The sequence below is a fragment of the Acinetobacter towneri genome (assembly GCF_017498585.1).
In the GTDB taxonomy this organism is placed as follows: Bacteria; Pseudomonadota; Gammaproteobacteria; order Pseudomonadales; family Moraxellaceae; genus Acinetobacter; species Acinetobacter towneri.
The window spans coordinates 787,899-809,263 of sequence record NZ_CP071766.1; the positions used below are offsets into that span (position 1 = coordinate 787,899).

Consider the following 21,365-nt stretch of genomic DNA (forward strand, 5'->3'; position numbering starts at 1 on the left):
GATTTCAAGTTTTGCTAAACTGCACACCGTTCCGATACGAAACGTACGAAACACTAAGAAACGCCGGCATAGCTCAGTTGGTAGAGCAACTGACTTGTAATCAGTAGGTCCACAGTTCGAATCCGTGTGCCGGCACCATCTTAGGGAGTTTGAGTTGTTAAGTAAAGAACGAACACTGAGTAAGTGTGAAAATGGTGGGATTCCCGAGCGGTCAAAGGGAGCAGACTGTAACTCTGCCGCGTAAGCTTCGAAGGTTCGAATCCTTCTCCCACCACCATTAACTTCGATAGAAGTGGTAATTACCAACATAGATGCGGGAGTAGCTCAGTTGGTAGAGCGGCAGCCTTCCAAGCTGCATGTCGCGAGTTCGATCCTCGTCTCCCGCTCCATCGAAGGATTTGTCGCTCTTATAGCTCAGTGGTAGAGCACTCCCTTGGTAAGGGAGAGGTCTCGAGTTCAAATCTCGATAAGAGCTCCAGATACAGTTTAGCGATTATTCGCACAAGATTTTCAAAAAGCAGGCTTATTAGTCTGCTTTTCAAGTATTAGGTGTCTAGTTTTTTAGGCGATATGTCGGGGCAGAGTTTTACTCAGCATTGTGTTCGACGTAAACGAGGAAGATGAACATGGCTAAGGCTAAGTTTGAACGTAATAAGCCACACGTTAACGTGGGCACAATCGGTCACGTTGACCATGGTAAAACAACTTTAACAGCTGCGATTGCTACAGTATGTGCACGTAAGTTTGGTGGTGAAGCGAAAGATTACGCTGCTATCGACTCTGCACCAGAAGAAAAAGCACGTGGTATTACAATTAATACTTCTCACGTAGAATACGACTCTCCAACTCGTCACTACGCGCACGTAGACTGCCCAGGTCACGCCGACTATGTTAAAAACATGATCACTGGTGCTGCTCAGATGGATGGTGCGATCCTTGTTTGTTCAGCGACTGATGGTCCAATGCCACAAACTCGTGAACACATCCTTCTTTCTCGTCAGGTAGGTGTACCTTACATCATCGTATTCTTAAACAAATGCGATATCGTAGACGACGAAGAGTTAATCGAATTAGTTGAAATGGAAGTTCGTGAACTTCTTTCTACTTACGACTTCCCAGGCGACGACACTCCAGTAATCCGTGGTTCAGCACTTGCTGCACTTAACGGTGAATCAGGTCAATATGGCGAAGATGCTGTAGTTGCTCTTGTTGAAGCGCTTGATACTTACATCCCAGAGCCAGTACGTGCAATCGATCAAGCATTCTTAATGCCAATCGAAGACGTATTCTCTATTTCTGGTCGTGGTACAGTAGTAACTGGCCGTGTAGAAACTGGTATCGTGAAAGTAGGCGAAGAAGTTGAAATCGTTGGTATCAAAGACACAGTTAAAACAACTGTAACTGGCGTAGAAATGTTCCGTAAACTTCTTGACGAAGGTCGTGCGGGCGAGAACTGTGGTGTTCTTTTACGTGGTACTAAGCGTGAAGACGTACAACGTGGTCAAGTACTTGCTAAGCCAGGTACAATCAAGCCACACACTAAATTCGATGCGGAAGTATACGTACTTTCTAAAGAAGAGGGTGGTCGTCACACTCCATTCCTTAACGGTTACCGTCCACAATTCTATTTCCGTACAACTGATGTAACTGGTGCAATCCAGTTGAAAGAAGGCGTTGAAATGGTAATGCCAGGTGACAACGTTGAAATGTCAGTAGAATTAATCCACCCAATCGCAATGGACCCAGGTCTACGTTTTGCGATCCGTGAAGGTGGTCGTACTGTAGGTGCGGGTGTTGTTGCTAAAGTAACAGCATAATTATAGAATGTGTTAAACAGGTCGAGAGCTTTGGCTCTCGTTCTGTTTTGTAGGTCAGTAGTTCAATTGGTAGAGCGTCGGTCTCCAAAACCGAATGTTGGGGGTTCGAGTCCCTCCTGGCCTGCCACTTTTTTTAAAAAAGCTTGATGTCGGCTAATCTAGTCATATAATAAGTCGCGAATTCTACGACGAGTACAAAAATGTCGAATGATAAATCGCGTGACGCATTAAGCGACGCGCCAATCCCTCAAAGAAATAATTCTGCTGAAGTTGTTCAATCGAGTTCTCCATTAGACTACGTGTTGTGGGGTATCGCTTTGATTTTATTCATCGCTTCGATGATGGTGAATCAGCATCTTCCTGCGTATTGGGCACCAGCCAATGATATTTGGGTGCGTGTTGGGGTAATTTTGGCTTGTATCGTTGTGGCTTTAGGTTTATTATACGCCACCCATCAAGGCAAAGGCTTTGTTCGTTTGCTTAAAGATTCACGTATTGAGTTACGTCGAGTCACTTGGCCTACTAAACAGGAAACTGTAACAACGTCATGGCATGTATTGATTGTTGTTGTAGTCACTTCAATTGTATTGTGGTGTTTTGACTATTTGTTAGGCTGGGCAATCAAGTTAATTATCGGGTAAAAGAGCTATGAAACGTTGGTACATTATTCATGCCTACTCAGGTTATGAAAAACAAGTGATGCGTTCGCTTAATGATCGAATCCAGCGTAGCGCTGTTGCCGATAGCTTTGGTGAAGTCCTTGTTCCTACCGAAGAAGTGGTAGAAATGAAGGATGGTAAGAAACGTAAGTCAGAGCGTAAGTTCTTTCCAGGCTATGTATTGGTTGAAATGGAAATGAACGATGAAACTTGGCACATTGTTAAAGAGTGTCCAAAAGTTTTAGGTTTTATTGGTGGTACAGCAGAAAAGCCTGCTCCAATTACGCAAAAAGAAGCTGACGCGATTCTTGCACGTGTACGCAATACTGGTGAAGCACCTCGTCCGAAGACGATGTTTGAACCAGGCGAAGAATTACTTGTGATTGATGGTCCATTCACCGACTTTAAAGGCGTGGTGGAAGAAGTTCAATACGAGAAGTCACGTTTAACGTTGACAATTAATGTATTTAATCGACCTACTCAGGTTGAGCTGGAATTTCGTCAAGTCGAAAAATCCGTTTAAGTTTGAGTGGTTGGAAAACGCCCGATTTATGATGAATCGGGCATTGTTGTTGTAACGGTATCGTTACTTAAAATATTGGGGAGCCTAGCGGCGTTTGTACCCAGAGGTAATTTGAAATGGCTAAGAAGATTGACGGCTATATCAAGCTGCAAGTTCCAGCTGGTAAAGCGAATCCATCTCCACCAATTGGTCCTGCATTAGGTCAACGTGGTGTTAACATCATGGCATTCTGTAAAGAATTCAATGCTGCTACACAAAAAGTTGAACCAGGTTTGCCAATTCCTGTAGTGATCACTGTGTACAACGACAAGTCGTTCACATTCATCATGAAAACTCCTCCTGCTGCAATTCTTCTTAAGAAAGCTGCAGGCATTCAAAAGGGTTCAGCTGTACCTAACAAAAACAAAGTTGGTAAGTTGACTCGTGCTCAATTAGAAGAAATCGCGACTACTAAAGAACCAGATTTAACTGGTGCTGATTTAGAAGCACGTGTGCGTACCATTGCTGGTTCTGCACGTTCTATGGGCTTGGATGTGGAGCTATAAGACATGGCAAAGTTAACTAAACGTCAAAAAGCCATTGCTGCTGCTGTAGAAGCAAACAAAGTTTACACTTTGGAAGAAGCAGTTGAAGTTCTAAACAACCTTCCTGCTGCTAAATTCAAAGAATCTTTGGATGTTGCGGTAAACCTAGGTGTTGACCCACGTAAATCTGATCAGGTTGTTCGTGGTGCGACTACACTTCCTGCAGGTACTGGTAAAACTGTACGTGTAGCTGTTTTCGCTCAAGGTGCTGCTGCAGAAGCTGCTAAAGCTGAAGGCGCAGACGTAGTTGGTTTCGACGACTTAGCTGAAAGCATTCAAGCGGGTAACCTTGACTTTGACGTTGTGATTGCAGCTCCGGATGCAATGCGCGTAGTAGGTAAGTTGGGTACGATTCTTGGTCCACGTGGCTTAATGCCAAACCCTAAAGTGGGTACTGTAACTCCTGACGTTGCGACTGCAGTTAAAAATGCAAAAGCAGGTCAAGCGCGTTACCGTGTAGACAAAGCGGGTATTATCCACGCTGCGATTGGTCAAGTTGGCTTTACTGCTGAAGCAGTTCGTTCAAACGTTGAAACCTTAGTTGCTGACTTGAAAAAGTTAAAGCCTGCAACTTCTAAAGGCGTATACATCAAAAAGATCACTTTGAGCTCTACTATGGGTCCTGGTCTTGTTATTGATGTACAGAACGTTTCTAACTAAGTCTGACTTAGAAAGAATTTTAAAGTCCTGAAAAGTCTCCTTCTCCCTCTGGGAGAAGGTCGGGATGAGGGTTAAACCTCTCCCTAACCCTCTCCTAGCAGGAGAGGGGGACATTCAGGCGGACTTTGAATTGGTAAATGAGAATTTATCAGCGTCAAAGACCTCAGGCGAGAGTAGTTTTATGCTGCTTTCTTAATCTTCCAGCCTGGGTAGACGCGGTGGTGTGATTTATTCCTCCTCCGCGTGTAAGTTCAGCAATGAATTTACGAATTGGGAGTGTGCTTCACGTAAGCACATAAATCACCGTTAGGAGGTTTTACAATGGCTCTTCTTATCGAAGACAAAAAACAGATCGTAGCAGAAGTTAACGAAGTTGCTTCTAAAGCGTTCTCTGCTGTTGTTGCTGACTATCAAGGTATGAGCGTTGAGCAATTAACGGCTCTACGTGTTGAAGCGCGTAAATTAGGTGTTACTACACGTGTTGTACGTAATACTTTGGCTAAACGTGCTTTTCAAGATACGCAATTCACGATCTTGAACGACAACCTTGTTGGCCCAACAATTTTAGCTTTCTCAACTTCTGAAGACGACATGGGTGCAGCTGCACGCTTGTTCGAAGAATTCGCTAAAACGAATAAAGCATTTGAACTTAAAGCTGCTGCATTTGACGGCAAACTTTATAAAGGTGCTGAAGTTAGCGTAATTGCGAATCTTCCGAACCAAGAAAAAGCGCTTACTATGCTTGCAAACGTTCTTCAAGCTCCTATTTCGAAATTGGGTCGCCTTATTACTGCGCTCAAAGAGAAAAACGAGTCAGAAGCTGCATAAGCTTAAATTTATTTCCACACCATTCAATTTCCATTTGGAGTTATTCTCATGGCTTTAACTAACGAAGAAATCTTAAACGCAGTTGCTGAAAAAACTGTTCTTGAACTTGTTGAACTTATCTCTGCTTTTGAAGAGAAATTCAATGTATCAGCTGCTGCTGTTGCTGTTGCTGCTGCTCCAGGCGCTGGCGCTGCTGCTGCAGAAGAGCAATCTGAATTCAACGTTGAGTTGACTTCTTTCGGTGCGAACAAAGTTGCTGTAATTAAAGCAGTTCGTGAAGCTACTGGCCTTGGTCTTAAAGAAGCTAAAGACATCGTTGAAGGCGCTCCTTCAGTGATCAAAGAAGCTGTTTCTAAAGAAGAAGGTGAAGAGCTTAAGAAGAAACTTGAAGAAGCTGGTGCTACAGTTACACTTAAGTAATCTTAAGGGGAGTCGATTTTTTTATAATCGACTCCAAAAAATGGCTGATGGCTCTTGGGTCATCAGCCTTTTTGCGTTACAATTATCGGCTCGATTTTTGTTTGAATGATGGGAAAACCATCGAAAACAATATAAATCAATAAAATCAAACGCTTACCAATATTTTTCCACATTTAAAAATATTGTTAAGCGTTTTAATACCACTAAAAATTGCAGCATTTGTAAAGAGTGGTGGCCATATCGGCCTGCGTAATTCCTTCTAAACCCGTTCTGCAGGCGGGTTTAGTTTACTTTCCGAGGACTCCAGATGGCATACTCATATACCGAAAAGAAACGGATCCGTAAGAATTTTGGTAAATTGCCCCAAGTAATGGATGCACCGTACTTGCTTTCGATTCAAGTCGACTCGTACCGTACTTTCCTTCAAGATGGCAAAACTCCAAAAAGCCGCGAAGATATCGGTCTCCAAGCCGCATTTCGTTCAGTTTTTCCTATAGAAAGTTATTCTGGCAATGCTGCTTTAGAATTTGTTGAGTATAGTCTTGGTAAGCCTGAGTTTGATGTACGTGAGTGTATTCTTCGCGGCTCAACTTATGCGGCACCAATGCGCGTAAAAATTCGTTTGATCATTAAAGATCGTGAAACGAAATCAATCAAAGATGTGCGTGAGCAAGAAGTCTACATGGGCGAAATGCCATTGATGACGGATAACGGTACCTTTGTGATTAACGGTACTGAGCGTGTAATTGTTTCTCAATTACACCGTTCACCAGGCGTGTTCTTTGACCACGATAAAGGTAAGACCCACTCGAGCGGTAAAGTGTTGTATTCAGCACGCATTATTCCTTACCGTGGCTCATGGTTAGACTTTGAATTCGATGCCAAAGACCTCGTTTATGTGCGTATTGACCGTCGTCGTAAATTGCTTGCGACTGTAGTGTTGCGTGCATTGGGCTATAGCAATGAACAAATCCTAGACTTGTTCTTTGAGAAAGTACCTGTCTATTTAGACATGGGTAGCTACCAAATTGACCTTGTCCCAGAACGCTTACGTGGCGAAATGGCACAATTTGACATCACTGATACTGACGGCAAAGTGATTGTTGAGCAAGGTAAACGCATTAATGCGCGTCACGTACGTCAAATGGAAGCAGCTGGTCTTGAGAAGCTTTCAGTTCCTGATGAGTACTTGTACGAACGTATTACTGCAGAAGACATCCAGCTAAAAGATGGCGATGTGATTGCTGCAAACACCTTGTTAAGCCATGAAATCATGGTGAAACTTGCAGAAGGTGGTGTTAAACAATTTAACATCCTATTCACCAATGACATCGACCGTGGTTCGTTCATTGCGGACACCTTACGTGCAGATACAACTGTTGGTCGTGAAGATGCTTTGGTAGAAATCTACAAAGTGATGCGTCCAGGTGAGCCACCGACGAAAGAAGCCGCTGAAAATCTGTTCAATAACTTGTTCTTCTCTTCTGAGCGTTATGATTTATCGCCAGTAGGTCGTATGAAGTTCAACCGTCGTTTGGGTCGTCCTTACGAAGTGGGTACAGATCAGAAATCACGTGAAGTTGAAGGTATTTTGTCTAACGAAGACATTACCGATGTACTTAAAACATTGATCGAAATCCGTAACGGTAAAGGTGAAGTCGACGATATCGACCACTTGGGTAACCGTCGCGTACGTTCAGTGGGCGAGATGACTGAAAACCAATTCCGTGTTGGTTTGGTACGTGTTGAGCGTGCTGTAAAAGAGCGTTTGTCACAAGCTGAAACAGACAACCTGTCTCCGCAAGATTTAATCAATGCGAAGCCAGTGGCTGCTGCAATCAAAGAATTCTTTGGTTCAAGCCAATTGTCTCAGTTCATGGACCAAAACAACCCGTTGTCTGAAATTACCCACAAGCGTCGCGTATCTGCGCTTGGTCCAGGTGGTTTGACACGTGAACGTGCAGGCTTTGAGGTACGTGACGTACACCAAACTCACTATGGTCGTGTGTGTCCAATTGAAACGCCTGAAGGTCCAAACATTGGTTTGATCAACTCGCTTTCTGTTTATGCAAAATGTAATAATTTTGGCTTCTTGGAAACGCCATACCGTAAAGTGGTTGATGGTCGTGTAACCGATGAGGTTGAGTATTTATCTGCAATTGAAGAAGTGGGCACGATCATTGCGCAAGCGGACTCAAGCGTAGACCAAGATGGCAATTTAACAGAAGAATTCGTATCTGTACGTCACCAAGGTGACTTCGTGCGTATGCCGCCAGAGCGCGTGACGCACATGGACGTTTCTGCACAGCAGGTTGTATCTGTAGCAGCATCACTGATTCCATTCCTTGAGCACGATGACGCCAACCGTGCCTTGATGGGATCGAACATGCAACGTCAGGCTGTTCCGACGCTTATCGCTGATAAACCACTTGTGGGTACAGGGATGGAAGCGAACGTAGCACATGACTCAGGTGTATGTGTGATTGCAAACCGTGGTGGTCGTATTGAATATGTCGATGCTTCACGTGTAGTCATTCGTGTGAACGAAGAAGAAATGATCGCGGGTGAAGCAGGTGTAGATATCTACAACCTGATCAAATACACACGTTCAAACCAAAACACTTGTATTAACCAAAAAGTTTTGGTGAAGATGGGTGATAAGGTAGGTCGTGGTGATGTATTGGCTGACGGTCCATCTACAGATGGCGGTGAGCTTGCACTCGGTCAGAACATGCGTGTCGCGTTCATGACTTGGAATGGCTATAACTACGAAGACTCGATCTTGCTTTCTGAGCGTGTACTTCAAGAAGACCGTTTAACTTCGATTCACATTCAAGAATTGTCATGTGTTGCACGTGATACCAAATTGGGTGCGGAAGAAATCACAGCTGATATTCCAAACGTGGGCGAAGCTGCACTGTCTAAACTAGACGAGTCTGGTATCGTTTACATTGGTGCTGAAGTGACTGCAGGCGACATTCTTGTTGGTAAAGTAACGCCTAAGGGTGAAACTCAGTTAACGCCTGAAGAAAAATTGCTTCGTGCAATCTTCGGTGAAAAAGCAGCAGATGTGAAAGATTCATCATTGCGCGTTCCATCAGGTACTAAAGGTACTGTGATTGACGTTCAAGTCTTTACCCGTGATGGTCTAGAAAAAGACGAACGTGCACAAGCGATTGAAAAAGCACAACTTGATGCATACCGCAAAGACTTGAAAGAAGAATACAAAATCTTTGAAGAAGCAGCGCGTGAACGTATTATCCGCTTATTAAAAGGTCAAGAATCTAACGGTGGCGGTACAACTAAACGTGGCGACAAACTTTCTGAAGATGTGTTGTCTGGTTTAGAGTTAGTTGATCTACTTGAAATTCAACCAAGTGATGAAGCAATTGCTGAGCGTTTAACTCAAATTCAAACTTTCTTGAAAGAGAAGAGCTTTGAAATTGATGAGAAATTCGCTGAGAAGAAACGTAAGCTTTCTACAGGCGATGAACTCACTACGGGCGTGTTGAAAGTTGTTAAAGTTTATCTTGCTGTTAAGCGTCGCATCCAACCGGGTGACAAGATGGCGGGTCGTCACGGTAACAAAGGTGTTGTATCAAACATCTTGCCTGTAGAAGACATGCCGCACGATGCTAACGGTGTACCAGTAGATATCGTATTGAACCCACTAGGCGTACCATCGCGTATGAACGTGGGTCAGATTCTTGAAACACACTTGGGTATGGCAGCCAAAGGTTTGGGTGAGCAAATTGATAAAATGCTCAAACAACAACGCGAAATTGCTGAACTACGTGAGTTCCTAGACAAGATTTATAACAAAGTCGGTGGCGAGCAAGAAGATCTTGACAGCTTAACTGATGATGAAATCTTGGTATTGGCTGGCAACTTACGTGCAGGTGTTCCATTGGCTACTCCTGTATTTGATGGTGCAGAAGAAGGTCAAATTAAAGAATTACTTGAACTGGCTGAATTACCACGTTCAGGTCAAACCGTGTTGTACGATGGTCGTACAGGCGAGAAATTCGACCGTCCAGTGACTGTAGGTTATATGTACATGCTCAAACTCAACCACTTGGTGGATGACAAGATGCACGCGCGTTCTACAGGTTCTTACTCACTTGTAACGCAACAGCCGTTGGGTGGTAAGGCACAATTCGGTGGTCAGCGTTTCGGTGAGATGGAAGTCTGGGCACTTGAAGCATACGGTGCTGCATACACACTTCAAGAAATGCTCACTGTGAAGTCGGATGACGTTGAAGGTCGTACCCGTATCTATAAGAACATTGTAGATGGTAACCATTATATGGACCCAGGTATGCCTGAATCGTTTAACGTATTGACCAAAGAGATCCGTTCTTTAGGTATCAACATTGAACTGAAAAATGGTGACTAAGCATCTCCATTAAATCTCCCTAGATCCCTCTTTATAAAAGAGGGACTTTTCCCCCTTTGAAAAAGGGGGATTAAGGGGGATTAAAACTCAGTTAAAAAACAATATTTGTGACCCAGTTGGGATGTGAAAACAGCCTCCCAGCACACGGAGAAAAAAATTGAAAGACTTGCTCGATATCATGCGCAAAAAGACGGATTCAGACGGTCATGCTCCAGTAGAGTTTGACCGCATCCGTATTGGTCTTGCGTCACCAGAAATGATTAAGTCATGGTCTCACGGTGAAGTTAAAAAGCCAGAAACCATTAACTATCGTACGTTTAAGCCTGAACGTGATGGTTTATTCTGTGCCAAAATTTTTGGTCCAGTAAAAGATTACGAATGCTTGTGTGGTAAATACAAGCGTATGAAATACAAAGGCGTCATTTGTGAAAAATGTGGCGTTGAAGTAACGACTGCAAAAGTTCGTCGTGAGCGTATGGGTCACATCGAACTCGCTTCTCCAGTTGCACACATTTGGTTCTTGAAATCATTACCAAGCCGTATTGGTTTATTACTTGATATGACTTTACGTGATATCGAGCGCGTATTGTATTTCGAATCTTATGTGGTTACTGACCCAGGTATGACGCCATTTGAGAAATATCAACTTCTCAATGACGAAGAATACTTCAATGCTCTAGAAGAGCATGGTGATGAATTCACTGCGAAAATGGGTGCTGAAGCAGTTCAAGACTTGTTAAAAGACATCGATCTTGAAGCTGAAATTGCTCGTTTACGTGAAGAAATTCCACAAACAACTTCAGAAACTAAGCTGAAAAAAGCGTCTAAGCGTTTGAAGTTGATGGAAGCGTTCAAAGAGTCGAACAACAAGCCAGAATGGATGGTGATGAATGTACTGCCTGTACTTCCACCAGATCTTCGTCCGTTGGTTCCACTTGAAGGTGGTCGTTTTGCGACGTCTGACTTGAACGATCTTTATCGTCGTGTGATTAACCGTAACAACCGTTTGAAGCGTCTTCTTGACCTTGCAGCGCCAGACATCATCGTACGTAACGAAAAACGTATGTTACAAGAGTCTGTTGATGCCTTGTTAGATAACGGTCGTCGTGGTCGTGCAATCACAGGTTCAAACAAGCGTCCGCTTAAATCTTTGGCAGATATGATCAAAGGTAAGCAAGGTCGTTTCCGTCAAAACTTACTTGGTAAGCGTGTTGACTATTCAGGTCGTTCGGTGATTACCGTTGGTCCAAACCTACGTTTACACCAGTGCGGTCTTCCGAAGAAAATGGCACTTGAACTGTTCAAGCCATTCATCTTTGCGAAACTACAAGCTTCAGGTCAAGCTACCACCATTAAAGCTGCGAAGAAAATGGTTGAGCGCGAAACCCCAGAAGTTTGGGACGTACTTGCCTCTGTGATTCGTCAACACCCAGTGATGTTGAACCGTGCGCCTACACTTCACCGTTTGGGTCTTCAAGCATTTGAACCGATCCTGATTGAAGGTAAAGCCATCCGTCTACACCCACTCGTTTGTGCTGCGTTTAACGCCGACTTCGACGGTGACCAAATGGCGGTACACGTACCATTAACGCTTGAAGCGCAATTAGAAGCGCGTGCGTTAATGATGTCCACCAACAACATCTTGTCTCCTGCGAACGGTGAACCAATCATCGTACCATCTCAGGACGTGGTGTTGGGCTTGTATTACATCACGCGTGATGCAATCAATGCCAAAGGTGAAGGCATGGTGTTTGCAGATACGCACGAAGTAAACCGTGCACTTGCAACGGGTCAAGTTGACTTACACGCTCGCGTAAAAGCACGTGTACACCAAACCGTAATCAATGAAAATGGTGAGCGTGAGCAACAAACTATTGTTGTAGATACGACACCAGGTCGCTGCTTGCTTTGGGAAGTTGTGCCTGAAGGTTTAAGCTTCGAGCAAATTAACCTAGAGATGAACAAAAAGAACATCTCAAAGTTAATCAACTCTTGCTACCGTAAATTAGGTCTAAAAGACACGGTTATTTTTGCAGACCAATTGATGTACTTGGGCTTCCGTCAAGCGACACGTTCAGGTGTTTCTGTGGGTATGGAAGACATGGTTATTCCACCACAAAAACAAGCAATTATTGAAAAAGCAGAAACTGAAGTTCGTGAAATTGAACAACAGTTCGAGCAAGGCTTCGTAACTGCGGGTGAGCGTTATAACAAAGTGGTCGATATTTGGGCACGTACCAACGACCAAGTTGCTAAAGCGATGATGGACAACTTGTCATTCACAACTGTGAAAAACAAACAGGGTGAAGATGAGAAGCAAAAATCATTCAACTCGATCTACATGATGTCGGATTCAGGTGCGCGTGGTAGTGCGGCACAGATTCGTCAGTTGGCGGGTATGCGTGGTTTGATGGCGAAACCAGATGGTTCGATCATTGAAACGCCAATTAAAGCGAACTTCCGTGAAGGTTTGACGGTACTTCAGTACTTCATTTCAACTCACGGTGCGCGTAAAGGTTTGGCCGATACCGCATTGAAAACAGCGAACTCAGGTTACTTGACACGTCGTTTGGTTGACGTTGCACAAGACTTGGTAATTACTGAGCCAGATTGCGGTACTTATGGCGGTTTAGTGATGACACCATTCATTCAAGGTGGTGATGTCATTGAAAACCTTGGTACGCGTGTATTAGGTCGTGTAACTGCAGAAGATGTGAAGAAAGCGGGTTCAGACGAAGTTATTCTGCCACGTAACACACTCATTGATGAAAAACTTGCTAACTTCTTAGAAGAGCAAGGTGTCGATGAAGTAAAAGTACGTTCAGTGGTATCTTGTGAATCGACCTTTGGTGTATGTGCGAAGTGTTATGGTCGTGACCTAGCACGTGGTCACTTGGTGAATCCAGGTGAATCTGTGGGTGTAATGGCTGCTCAATCGATTGGTGAGCCAGGTACACAGTTAACCATGCGTACATTCCACGTGGGTGGTGCGGCAAGCCGAACTTCTGCAGCCAATAGCGTACAAGTGCGTAACAAAGGTTCAGTACGTTTCCATAACGTGAAAACTGTACAACACGCTAAAGGTCACTTGGTATCTGTTTCACGTTCAGGTGAAATTGGTATTGCCGATGAGTTAGGTCGTGAGCGTGAGCGTTATAAACTGCCATACGGTGCGTCAATCTTGCTCAAAGATGGCGAAGCGGTAGAAGCTGGCGGTATTGTGGCGACTTGGGATCCACACACGCATCCACTTGTGACCGAAGTTGCGGGTAAAATCCGTTTCAGCCAAATTGCTGATGGCGTGACTGCAACCTCGAAAACTGATGATGCAACAGGTATGACCACAGTTGAAATCTTGCCAGTGACTTCACGTCCTGCGTCAGGTAAAGACTTACGTCCTGCTGTGGTATTAGACACTGTGGATGGTGGCGAACAGTTCTACTTCTTGCCACAGAACACGATTCTTTCTGTCCGTGATGGCGAAAATATCGGTGTGGGTGACGTTATTGGTCGTGTACCACAAGAATCTTCACGTACTCGTGATATTACCGGTGGTTTACCACGCGTTGCAGACTTATTTGAAGCACGTAAACCAAAAGAGCATGCGATTCTTGCAGAAGTGTCAGGTATCGTGAGCTTTGGTAAAGAAACCAAAGGTAAGAACCGTTTAGTGATTACACCAGATGATGGCTCTGAGATTTACGAAGAGTTGATTCCAAAATGGCGTAACATCAACGTGTTTGAAGGTGAGCATGTGAACCGTGGTGAAACCATTTCTGATGGTCCACAAAACCCACATGACATCTTACGCTTGAAAGGTGAAGTGGCATTAACCAACTACATCGTGAACGAAGTTCAAGACGTTTACCGCTTACAAGGTGTAAAAATTAACGATAAGCACATTGAAGTCATCGTGCGTCAAATGTTGCGTAAAGTTGAAATCACCGATGGTGGCGATACGAGCTTCATTAAAGGCGAACAAGTGGATTACATTCGCGTGGTACAAGAAAACCAAGCTGTACTTGCACAAAACAAGTTCCCAGCGAAGTTTGAACGTCAATTGATGGGTATCACCAAAGCATCGCTTTCAACAGACTCGTTCATTTCTGCTGCATCGTTCCAGGAAACTACACGTGTGTTAACTGAAGCGGCTGTAACAGGTAAAGAAGATGATTTACGTGGCTTGAAAGAGAACGTTGTTGTGGGTCGTTTGATCCCAGCAGGTACGGGTCTTGCTTACCACTTAGAGCGTCGTCGTCAAGAAGCTGAAGCTGCTGAATTGGCATTAGTGAATGATTTCTCTGATGTAGATCAAGCATTAAGCCAAGCATTTAGCGATGAATTTAACGATCTCTAATTCGTTTTAAAGCATCATTTAAAGACGCCTTTCGAGGCGTCTTTTTTTTGCCAACGTTTTAGTTGCATATTTTGCTTTAATAAAGCCGCAATATTGCATATAGTGAATTAAGAACAATTTAAAAATATCAAGAAAACTAAGGGGATAGCTTATGCAATTTAGAGGACTGACACTGTGTTTATCGGCAATGCTACTGAGTGTGTCTGTTTCGGCTGCACCAATGCCAAACAGCATTGTGGTGAAAGACAAAGCCATTGTGCCTATTCTAAAAACTGAAGTGATTCGTACAGTGACAGGTGAAAAGCCTATACGCCATGTAGAAGCCACGATTTTTGAAGTGAGCAATCAGGGTAAAGATATTGTGGCAAAGGAAGTTGTTTTTGATGATGATCAAGCACAGTTTTCAGAGAAACAATTGGGTATTCCTGTGATTCAAAAAGGTGGGGTGATTGTACCAACCTCAAAAATTGAGTTGAATAAAACCCTAAAGCAGGATGGTAAAGTCATTTCTGAAGTGAAAACGATTGATGCAGAAGGCATGGAATATAAGCAGGGGCAGGCGCCAATTCATCGCACATTAAAACTGGATCGGGTCAAAACGCCTGAAAGCAAAGAAACAGTTTCTCATGCTGTGTTTACTGAAGATGGTAAAACCACACGTGATGTGGTGGTACTTGAAGAAGAGGGTACAGAATCCTTTATGATGCCTTAAGCATTTTACAGAAATACTCATATCTTACTGTGCTTGGTAACAGATTTTTCAAAGTTGATGCCGCAAGATGCACTACACTTAAAATCAACAACAGCGGGGAGACATCGCGATGAAAAAAGTATTTAGCGTATTGGCAGTTGCAACTGTATCGACCATGTTAATGGCGGGTTGTGAGAGCATGAGTTCAAATGACCAACGTATTGGTGCAGCAGCATTAGGCGGTGCCGTTGGTGGCGCAGCGGGTAACAGCGTAGGTGGTAGTGTTGGTGCAGCAGCAGGCGCAGGTGCAGGTGCAGCAGTTGGAAGTAAAACCCAAGATGGTTCTAACCGTAACGCAACCTATAGTGGAATTGGCGGTGCGATTGGTTCAATTTTAGGTAAAGAAGTGATAGGTGGTAATGCAGGCGCTGCAATCGGTGGTGCTGTTGGTGGTGGTGCTGGTGCAGCCATCGAGCAAAAGCGTTAATCTGAATACGAACAGCCATGCCATCCTACTGAAGTATTTATATTTCAGTACATCCAACGCAGAGTCTTATGATTCTGCGTTTTTTATGCGCTAGCTGAAAAATTAATGCGTTTGGATAAATTGATTGACTGCTTGAGTATAAGCATTATTTTGTCCCAATGACTTGTTGATTTCAGCATGTGAAAGTCGGACAGGCAATAACTGGGTTTGAGTTCCGAATTTCTGTGCTTGTTGAATAAATTGTCGAGCTTGAGTACAGGGTTGATCTGCACGGATGGTTGAGCACACCGCGAGAAATGCAGGTAAAGCTTGATGTAGCTGAGCTATCGGAGAAAGGGCTTTCCAGTTGGAAGGTTGATCACCAAAGGCTTGATCATAAAAACGTGCATGACGTGTTTGCATTATCTTTTCTATATCATAAGCCGCGCTATCTAAAGCAACTGTAGCACGCCAAGGCTGTGGCTGGGGTGCCAGCCAATGGGGGCGAACGGTTAATAGACTGACCAGGTGTGCGCCCGCAGAATGTCCCATCAGCACCAAGCGTTTTGAGTCAGCATGCCAATGCGGTGCCTGATTTTGGATATAAATAAGCGCTTGGGCGATATCCTGAGTTTGCTGCTGTACGGTCACATCTGGAACTAATCTATAGTTGATAGACACAAAAATCCAGTTTTGCTTGGTCCAGTAACTCAGCTTATTTTTGACCACAGCAGCATGATTTTTATCACCCATTTTCCAAGCACCGCCATGGACCATCATCATGAGCGGGGCTGGTGTTTGATCTGTGAGTACTTTGGCAGGGAAATAGACATCCATCACTTGTTGAGGATGAGATCCATAAGCCACATTTTTCAAAGTCTGGACTTTGGTAAATGTATTCGGCACCAAAGCATGGAGGGATGTCGATGAATAGAAACAAAGTAGGGAAAAGATTGGCACAAGATTTTTTTTCATTTTAATGATCCTTTAATTTTAAATACTATCAATGTTTATAATTTTTATGATCCACTGATGTATCAACAGTAATACGTTAATTAATTCATACCTGCTCAAAAAGAGTAGAGAAGTTTGTCGGTGACATTGATCTTTTTGTCTTTTGATTAAAATAATATTACCAACAACGCAGAATCATTAGATTCTGCGTTTTTATGTGAGCTAAAAATTACGTTGCTACGGCTTTGGGCTTTTTACGTCGGATATATAACGTTTTATGCACTTCTGCAATTCGTACACCTGATTCATCGACAATATTGAGCGTATATTGACGTGTCAGAGGCGCATAGTCTTCTGCGATCTGTTTGATTTCCTCGACTTCAGCGGCACTCAGGCGAATATCGGCATACACCGTACTGCGTCCTGGGGCGAGGAAATGAATCGTTGCCGCTTTATCCCAAACAATATATGTTGAACCCAAGTGATGCATCAGAATGAGCATATAAAAGGGATCGACCATGGAATAGAGGCTGCCGCCAAAATGTACGCCGACAATATTTTGATTTTTGCGGGTGAGTGGCATTTTGACACGGACATGGTGGTTGGCTAAATCGATTTGATCAATTTCAATACCTGCACCGCGATAGGGTGCATAACGATTTAAAAAATATTTAGAAATAAGTGGAATACTTTGTAGTTTTTTAAGCAGATTCATATGATTTTAACTATATCTTTCAAGTCTGGATGCCTTATATTAGTCTAAAATTTAGGCATCAATATGGCATGTTTTGTTATGCTGAGTGCAACAAAGGTGAATAAAAATAAAAAAGATGTATATGCAAGCGCAAACGCAATGGGTTGAAACCTCTGATCGTCAACAGCTCTATGTCAAAACTTGGGGTGAAAAAACAGCACCTGCATTGATTTTGCTGCATGGCTATCCAGATAACCAAGTAGTCTGGAAACGCGTGATTGCCGTGTTGGTACAAGATTTTTATGTGGTGAGTTACGATGTACGTGGTGCGGGACAATCCTCCATTCCCAAATCCATTCGTGCCTATAGCTTGGCTCAATTGGCTGCAGATTTAATGGCTGTTGCTAATGCCGTTTTGGGGCAGCGTGCATTTCACTTGGCAGCTCATGACTGGGGTTCAATTCAGTCTTGGGAAGCAGTGACGGATCCAGAATTAAAGGGACGAATTTTATCTTACAGTACTATTTCAGGCCCATGTTTGGATCATGCAGCGTTTTGGATGCGTAAGCAGTTTTCTGAAAATAAAATTAAATTTTTCAAACAAATGCGTAAATCTTGGTATATTGCCGCCTTTCAACTTCCTGCACTTGCACCTACAGTTTGGCAGTTCTTTCAACCTGAACAATGGCGTCAGGTGGTGATGCGTTTAGAACGTGATCAAGATATTGCGATCAATCCTAATATCCGCAAAGATGGGCGCTATGGCGTCAATTTATATCGCGCTAATTTTATGCCACGTTTATTGAAGCCGCGGCAGCGTTACGCAATTTGCCCTGTGCAAGCTATTGTCTTGAAATATGATCAATTTGTGGGTGCTGAATTGATTGATGAAATGTCGCTTTGGGTAGATGATTTTCAACGTGTGGAATTGGCAGCTAATCACTGGGCGATTCTTAGTCAGCCGCAAGCGGTTGCTACTGCCATCCGTGATTTTGCCTTAGGTCATTCAAATTCACATGCTGCAGTAATTTAAATTCACATGCTGCAGTAATTTAAATCAGAAACGCTTGTCGGAGTTGAATGTTTGGTCAACTCCAATCTGCATAATCTCTGATAAAATAGCTTCTTTTTTGAATTTTCATCTCTTATGTTCGCAATTCTTGCTGCCATTGCAATCATGTTCGGATTGTCGTTGGCTCGTGTGCCTGTGGTTTTTGCCTTGGTTATTGGTGCAGTTTCAGGTGGTTTACTGGCTGGTTTAGGCTTACAAGGCACTTTAGATGCGTTTAATAATGGCTTAGGTGGTGGTGCAAAAATTGCCCTTGCTTACGGTATTTTAGGTGCATTTGCTTTGGCTTTGGCACGTTCAGGTTTGCCTGACTTATTGGCCTACAAACTGATTCGCACTTTAACAGGTAGCAGTAATACTAAGGTACAGAACCGCGTTAAATATCTGATTTATTTTACTGTAGCTTTGGCAGCGGTCTTCTCACAAAACTTAATCCCTGTACATATTGCATTTATTCCTGTATTGATTCCACCTTTATTAAGTGTTTTCAATCATTTAAACCTAGACCGTCGTGCAGTGGTTTGTTTGCTGACTTTTGGTTTGGTTGCCACCTATATGTTTGTTCCTGTGGGTTTCGGTGCAATCTTTCTGAATGATATTTTGGCGCACAATATCAACACCTTTGGTGCTCCGTATGGTTTTGCCATTCAAAATGAAGATATTCCTTCTGCTATGTTTATTCCTGTATTTGGGATGTTTATTGGTCTATTGTTTGCGTTATTTGTAAGTTATCGCAAGCCACGACACTATCTAGATGTGCAGGTAGCACGTACTCAAAGCATTTCGAGTGAGCTCAATGCAAATACCGCCGCGCCAACCCTACAAGCGCCTCAGATTGCAAAATTTACCTTGTGGATGGCAGTGTTTGCGATTATTGCAACCTTGGCGGTGCAATTGTATTCAGATTCGATGATTCTGGCAGGTTTGGTGGGTGTTGCCATTTTAAGCTGTGCGGGAATTTTCAAATGGAAAGAAGCAGATGATGTGATCATTACAGGTATGCGTATGATGGCACTCATCGGCTTTATTATGATTGCTGCACAAGGTTTCGCTTCAGTGATTGAAGCGACTAATCAAGTGCCTGCTTTGGTAGAAGCGTCGGTGGAATGGATTGGCAATAGCAAAGCTTTGGCTGCATTTTTAATGTTATTGATTGGTTTGTTAATCACCTTGGGGATTGGCTCATCTTTCTCTACCGTGCCTATTTTAGCGATTATTTATGTGCCTTTATGTTTGCAGTTCGGTTTTAGCCCTGCAGCAACCATTGCGATTATTGGTACAGCAGCAGCCTTAGGAGATGCGGGTTCTCCAGCATCGGATTCAACCTTGGGGCCAACTTCGGGTTTAAATATGGATGGGCAGCACGACCACATGAAAGACAGTGTGGTACCGACTTTTATTCACTTTAATATTCCACTGATTATTTTTGGCTGGATTGCAGCGATGGTGCTGTAAATCATCACCAAAACTTGTAAGCACACGTGTTCAGAATAGGCTGGGCACGTTGCAGCATCGTGCTAAAACGACAAGAAGAATCTTCCTCAAGTTCATCCTTACATCTGCCGATTGAAACCCAATACAAAATTCAAACTCTCTAACAAAATGATCCATTTTTCGTTGTCATCAACTTCTAATATTAGAATGAAGATGATTTTAATTCTCTTTATTTAATTTAAATAATTTTTATTGGTTTTTTGTTTTTTGAAAATATAAAACCCGAGTGAATTAATCTATTTAAAATAAATTTGTTTTAATTTTTAAATAAATATAAGATGTATTTTAAATAAACCTTTTAATATATTTTTTAAATAAAATTGAGTAATATAGTCGGGAAATAATAATATAAACTCTATTAATTAACTCGGGTTTTAAAACCAAGTAATTTGGTCTATTTAAAATAAATTTATATAATAATGAATAGCTTATAAAATAATTAAAATATTATGTTTAATATGTGTTGCATATTAATAGTGGTCATGTTTAATATTAATTAAGCGTTAAGATTTTTATTCTAAAGGTGGTTTTGAAATGTTAAAGCAAGTTGCTCTAATTGCATTAATGGGAATGTCTGCTTCTGCTATGGCAGGTCAATGGCAAGTTAAAGTTGGTGGTTCTGTAATTTCTCCAACTCAAGATACTACAGATCCAGATCTTGGTCATTTTGAAGCAGATCATGAATATGCATTTACACCTTCAGTAGAATATTTCTTTAATGACAATATCTCTGCTGAGTTATTGTTGGCGACACCAATTAGCCATGATGTAGCTCACGAGGGTGAGAATAAAATTAAAATTAAGCATTTACCACCAACGTTAACTGCTAAATATCACTTTAAAAATTCAACCCGTTTTACACCATACATTGGTGTAGGTGGTACCGCATTTGTTGCTTGGGATGAAAAAACATCAGGTAATTTAGCTGATTTAGATGTAAAAGTGAAAGAGGATTTTGGTTTTGCAGGTCAAATCGGTTTTAACTTCCAGCCAGCCGATGCAAAAAACTGGGGCGTATTCTTTGATGCTCGTTATACACAATTGAGTCCTGAAGTGACTGTTAAAGCGGGTGGCACTACAGTTAAAAAAATCGATTTAGACATCGATCCAATGGTGTACACCATCGGTTATAGCTACAAATTCTAATTATAAATGTAGCTCTTTATAATAATAAAAATCAGCGCAACCCCATCTTTATGATGGGGTTTTTTATTGCAAAAAATAACAAATGTATCGAATGAAAAAATTGAGTGCATGTGCCATGTTCATTTACAGTCTGAACGATAAAGTAAAGAATGATAAAGAAGGAATTAATTCATGTTGATAAAATACGGTTGGCTTGTGGGTGTTGGTTTAATGCTGAGTGTCGCGGGGCATGCGGCGAGTTTTTCTTGTGAGAAAGCCAAAACACAAACGGAGTATGCCATTTGTGAACATCGTGCGGTTAATGATGCCGATGTGAAAATGGCAACCACCTATCGTATCGTCAGCCGTTTGGTCGCCATGGGGACGCGTTCACAAATTCGTGATGAACAATTTCGCTGGTTAGAGTTGCGTGATCGTTGTGGCGCTTCCGTCGATTGTTTAACCCAAGTGTATAATTTGCGTCAGCAGAAATTAGAGGATCATTTAAATCAGGTCTATCAACGTGCACCTTTTTAAATTTTTCTGGGTTTAGGCTTGAAAAATTAGGCAATCACTCCAATTCATTAACACATCCAACAATAACCATGTTTATGAATTTAAGGAGTGA

17 protein-coding genes and 5 tRNA genes are annotated in these 21,365 nt (G+C 42.6%); 20 read left to right on the forward strand and 2 right to left on the reverse strand.

Annotated elements, in window-relative coordinates:
* The first annotated feature begins 62 nt into the window (after window positions 1-62).
* The 16 genes from J4G44_RS03725 (at window position 63) to J4G44_RS03800 (ending at window position 15,422) form a co-directional block, all read left to right on the forward strand.
* A tRNA-Thr gene (locus J4G44_RS03725) sits at window positions 63-138 on the forward strand.
* A gap of 55 nt (window positions 139-193) precedes the next feature.
* Window positions 194-277: transfer RNA gene (locus J4G44_RS03730), tRNA-Tyr, on the forward strand.
* A 36-nt stretch (window positions 278-313) separates the two neighbouring features.
* Window positions 314-389, forward strand: a tRNA-Gly gene (locus J4G44_RS03735).
* Between the two features lie 14 nt (window positions 390-403).
* Window positions 404-478: transfer RNA gene (locus tag J4G44_RS03740), tRNA-Thr, on the forward strand.
* 148 nt (window positions 479-626) lie between these two features.
* On the forward strand, window positions 627-1,817 hold the full coding sequence (tuf, locus tag J4G44_RS03745) for an elongation factor Tu (RefSeq protein WP_004975768.1): 1,191 nt from the start codon (window positions 627-629) through the stop codon (window positions 1,815-1,817).
* Between the two features lie 51 nt (window positions 1,818-1,868).
* A tRNA-Trp gene (locus J4G44_RS03750) sits at window positions 1,869-1,944 on the forward strand.
* A gap of 73 nt (window positions 1,945-2,017) precedes the next feature.
* Complete coding sequence (gene secE, locus J4G44_RS03755) at window positions 2,018-2,458, forward strand: preprotein translocase subunit SecE (RefSeq protein ID WP_004975769.1); 441 nt, start codon at window positions 2,018-2,020, stop codon at window positions 2,456-2,458.
* 7 nt (window positions 2,459-2,465) lie between these two features.
* Window positions 2,466-2,999: a transcription termination/antitermination protein NusG gene (gene nusG / locus J4G44_RS03760; protein ID WP_004975770.1), complete on the forward strand. Its 534-nt coding sequence runs from the start codon at window positions 2,466-2,468 to the stop codon at window positions 2,997-2,999.
* Between the two features lie 116 nt (window positions 3,000-3,115).
* A complete protein-coding gene (gene rplK, locus J4G44_RS03765; RefSeq protein WP_004975771.1) occupies window positions 3,116-3,544 on the forward strand; it encodes a 50S ribosomal protein L11 in 429 nt (142 codons plus the stop codon).
* Window positions 3,545-3,547: 3 nt separating this feature from the next.
* Window positions 3,548-4,243, forward strand: coding sequence for a 50S ribosomal protein L1 (rplA, locus tag J4G44_RS03770; RefSeq protein WP_004975774.1), 696 nt, complete (start codon window positions 3,548-3,550; stop codon window positions 4,241-4,243).
* Between the two features lie 321 nt (window positions 4,244-4,564).
* Window positions 4,565-5,071 (forward strand): 50S ribosomal protein L10, encoded by a 507-nt coding sequence (rplJ, locus tag J4G44_RS03775; protein WP_004975777.1) that lies wholly within the window; start codon window positions 4,565-4,567, stop codon window positions 5,069-5,071.
* Window positions 5,072-5,119: 48 nt separating this feature from the next.
* Window positions 5,120-5,491, forward strand: coding sequence for a 50S ribosomal protein L7/L12 (gene rplL, locus J4G44_RS03780; protein ID WP_004975779.1), 372 nt, complete (start codon window positions 5,120-5,122; stop codon window positions 5,489-5,491).
* A gap of 307 nt (window positions 5,492-5,798) precedes the next feature.
* The gene (gene rpoB, locus J4G44_RS03785) at window positions 5,799-9,887 is read left to right on the forward strand and encodes a DNA-directed RNA polymerase subunit beta (protein ID WP_131260966.1); all 4,089 of its coding nucleotides are present in this window, start codon (window positions 5,799-5,801) and stop codon (window positions 9,885-9,887) included.
* 157 nt (window positions 9,888-10,044) lie between these two features.
* Window positions 10,045-14,244, forward strand: a complete 4,200-nt coding sequence (rpoC, locus tag J4G44_RS03790; RefSeq protein WP_096902331.1) for a DNA-directed RNA polymerase subunit beta' — start codon at window positions 10,045-10,047, stop codon at window positions 14,242-14,244.
* A 151-nt stretch (window positions 14,245-14,395) separates the two neighbouring features.
* Window positions 14,396-14,956, forward strand: a complete 561-nt coding sequence (locus J4G44_RS03795; protein ID WP_154321134.1) for a hypothetical protein — start codon at window positions 14,396-14,398, stop codon at window positions 14,954-14,956.
* 109 nt (window positions 14,957-15,065) lie between these two features.
* Window positions 15,066-15,422, forward strand: a complete 357-nt coding sequence (locus J4G44_RS03800) for a DNA transfer protein p32 (RefSeq protein ID WP_096902329.1) — start codon at window positions 15,066-15,068, stop codon at window positions 15,420-15,422.
* Between the two features lie 102 nt (window positions 15,423-15,524).
* Here J4G44_RS03800 and J4G44_RS03805 read toward each other — a convergent pair whose 3' ends face one another.
* Together J4G44_RS03805 and J4G44_RS03810 are read right to left on the reverse strand one after the other, a co-directional pair.
* Window positions 15,525-16,376 carry an alpha/beta hydrolase gene (locus tag J4G44_RS03805; RefSeq protein ID WP_096902328.1) on the reverse strand — a complete coding sequence of 284 codons (852 nt, stop codon included), beginning with the start codon at window positions 16,374-16,376 and terminating at the stop codon, window positions 15,525-15,527.
* A gap of 208 nt (window positions 16,377-16,584) precedes the next feature.
* On the reverse strand, window positions 16,585-17,070 hold the full coding sequence (locus J4G44_RS03810; protein ID WP_096902327.1) for a DUF4442 domain-containing protein: 486 nt from the start codon (window positions 17,068-17,070) through the stop codon (window positions 16,585-16,587).
* A gap of 121 nt (window positions 17,071-17,191) precedes the next feature.
* Between J4G44_RS03810 and J4G44_RS03815 the strand changes: the two genes are divergently transcribed.
* From J4G44_RS03815 to J4G44_RS03830, 4 genes are all read left to right on the forward strand, one after another.
* A complete protein-coding gene (locus J4G44_RS03815; protein WP_207973866.1) occupies window positions 17,192-18,082 on the forward strand; it encodes an alpha/beta fold hydrolase in 891 nt (296 codons plus the stop codon).
* A 114-nt stretch (window positions 18,083-18,196) separates the two neighbouring features.
* Window positions 18,197-19,573, forward strand: a complete 1,377-nt coding sequence (locus J4G44_RS03820) for a Na+/H+ antiporter family protein (RefSeq protein ID WP_207973867.1) — start codon at window positions 18,197-18,199, stop codon at window positions 19,571-19,573.
* Between the two features lie 573 nt (window positions 19,574-20,146).
* On the forward strand, window positions 20,147-20,758 hold the full coding sequence (locus tag J4G44_RS03825) for an OmpW/AlkL family protein (protein ID WP_207973868.1): 612 nt from the start codon (window positions 20,147-20,149) through the stop codon (window positions 20,756-20,758).
* A 171-nt stretch (window positions 20,759-20,929) separates the two neighbouring features.
* Window positions 20,930-21,274, forward strand: coding sequence for a lysozyme inhibitor LprI family protein (locus J4G44_RS03830; RefSeq protein ID WP_136144750.1), 345 nt, complete (start codon window positions 20,930-20,932; stop codon window positions 21,272-21,274).
* Window positions 21,275-21,365 lie beyond the last annotated feature (91 nt).

Excerpts from the sequence above, each read along its gene's own strand:
- rplL (WP_004975779.1), top strand. The coding sequence starts at position 5,120 with ATGGCTTTAACTAACGAAGAAATCTTAAACGCAGTTGCTGAAAAAACT.
- J4G44_RS03820 (WP_207973867.1), top strand. The coding sequence starts at position 18,197 with ATGTTCGCAATTCTTGCTGCCATTGCAATCATGTTCGGATTGTCGTTG.
- rplK (WP_004975771.1), top strand. The coding sequence starts at position 3,116 with ATGGCTAAGAAGATTGACGGCTATATCAAGCTGCAAGTTCCAGCTGGT.
- J4G44_RS03810 (WP_096902327.1), bottom strand. The coding sequence starts at position 17,070 with ATGAATCTGCTTAAAAAACTACAAAGTATTCCACTTATTTCTAAATAT.
- J4G44_RS03815 (WP_207973866.1), top strand. The coding sequence starts at position 17,192 with ATGCAAGCGCAAACGCAATGGGTTGAAACCTCTGATCGTCAACAGCTC.
- secE (WP_004975769.1), top strand. The coding sequence starts at position 2,018 with ATGTCGAATGATAAATCGCGTGACGCATTAAGCGACGCGCCAATCCCT.
- rpoB (WP_131260966.1), top strand. The coding sequence starts at position 5,799 with ATGGCATACTCATATACCGAAAAGAAACGGATCCGTAAGAATTTTGGT.
- J4G44_RS03825 (WP_207973868.1), top strand. The coding sequence starts at position 20,147 with ATGTTAAAGCAAGTTGCTCTAATTGCATTAATGGGAATGTCTGCTTCT.
- J4G44_RS03830 (WP_136144750.1), top strand. The coding sequence starts at position 20,930 with ATGTTGATAAAATACGGTTGGCTTGTGGGTGTTGGTTTAATGCTGAGT.
- J4G44_RS03800 (WP_096902329.1), top strand. The coding sequence starts at position 15,066 with ATGAAAAAAGTATTTAGCGTATTGGCAGTTGCAACTGTATCGACCATG.
- J4G44_RS03795 (WP_154321134.1), top strand. The coding sequence starts at position 14,396 with ATGCAATTTAGAGGACTGACACTGTGTTTATCGGCAATGCTACTGAGT.
- rplA (WP_004975774.1), top strand. The coding sequence starts at position 3,548 with ATGGCAAAGTTAACTAAACGTCAAAAAGCCATTGCTGCTGCTGTAGAA.
- nusG (WP_004975770.1), top strand. The coding sequence starts at position 2,466 with ATGAAACGTTGGTACATTATTCATGCCTACTCAGGTTATGAAAAACAA.
- J4G44_RS03805 (WP_096902328.1), bottom strand. The coding sequence starts at position 16,376 with ATGAAAAAAAATCTTGTGCCAATCTTTTCCCTACTTTGTTTCTATTCA.
- rplJ (WP_004975777.1), top strand. The coding sequence starts at position 4,565 with ATGGCTCTTCTTATCGAAGACAAAAAACAGATCGTAGCAGAAGTTAAC.
- tuf (WP_004975768.1), top strand. The coding sequence starts at position 627 with ATGGCTAAGGCTAAGTTTGAACGTAATAAGCCACACGTTAACGTGGGC.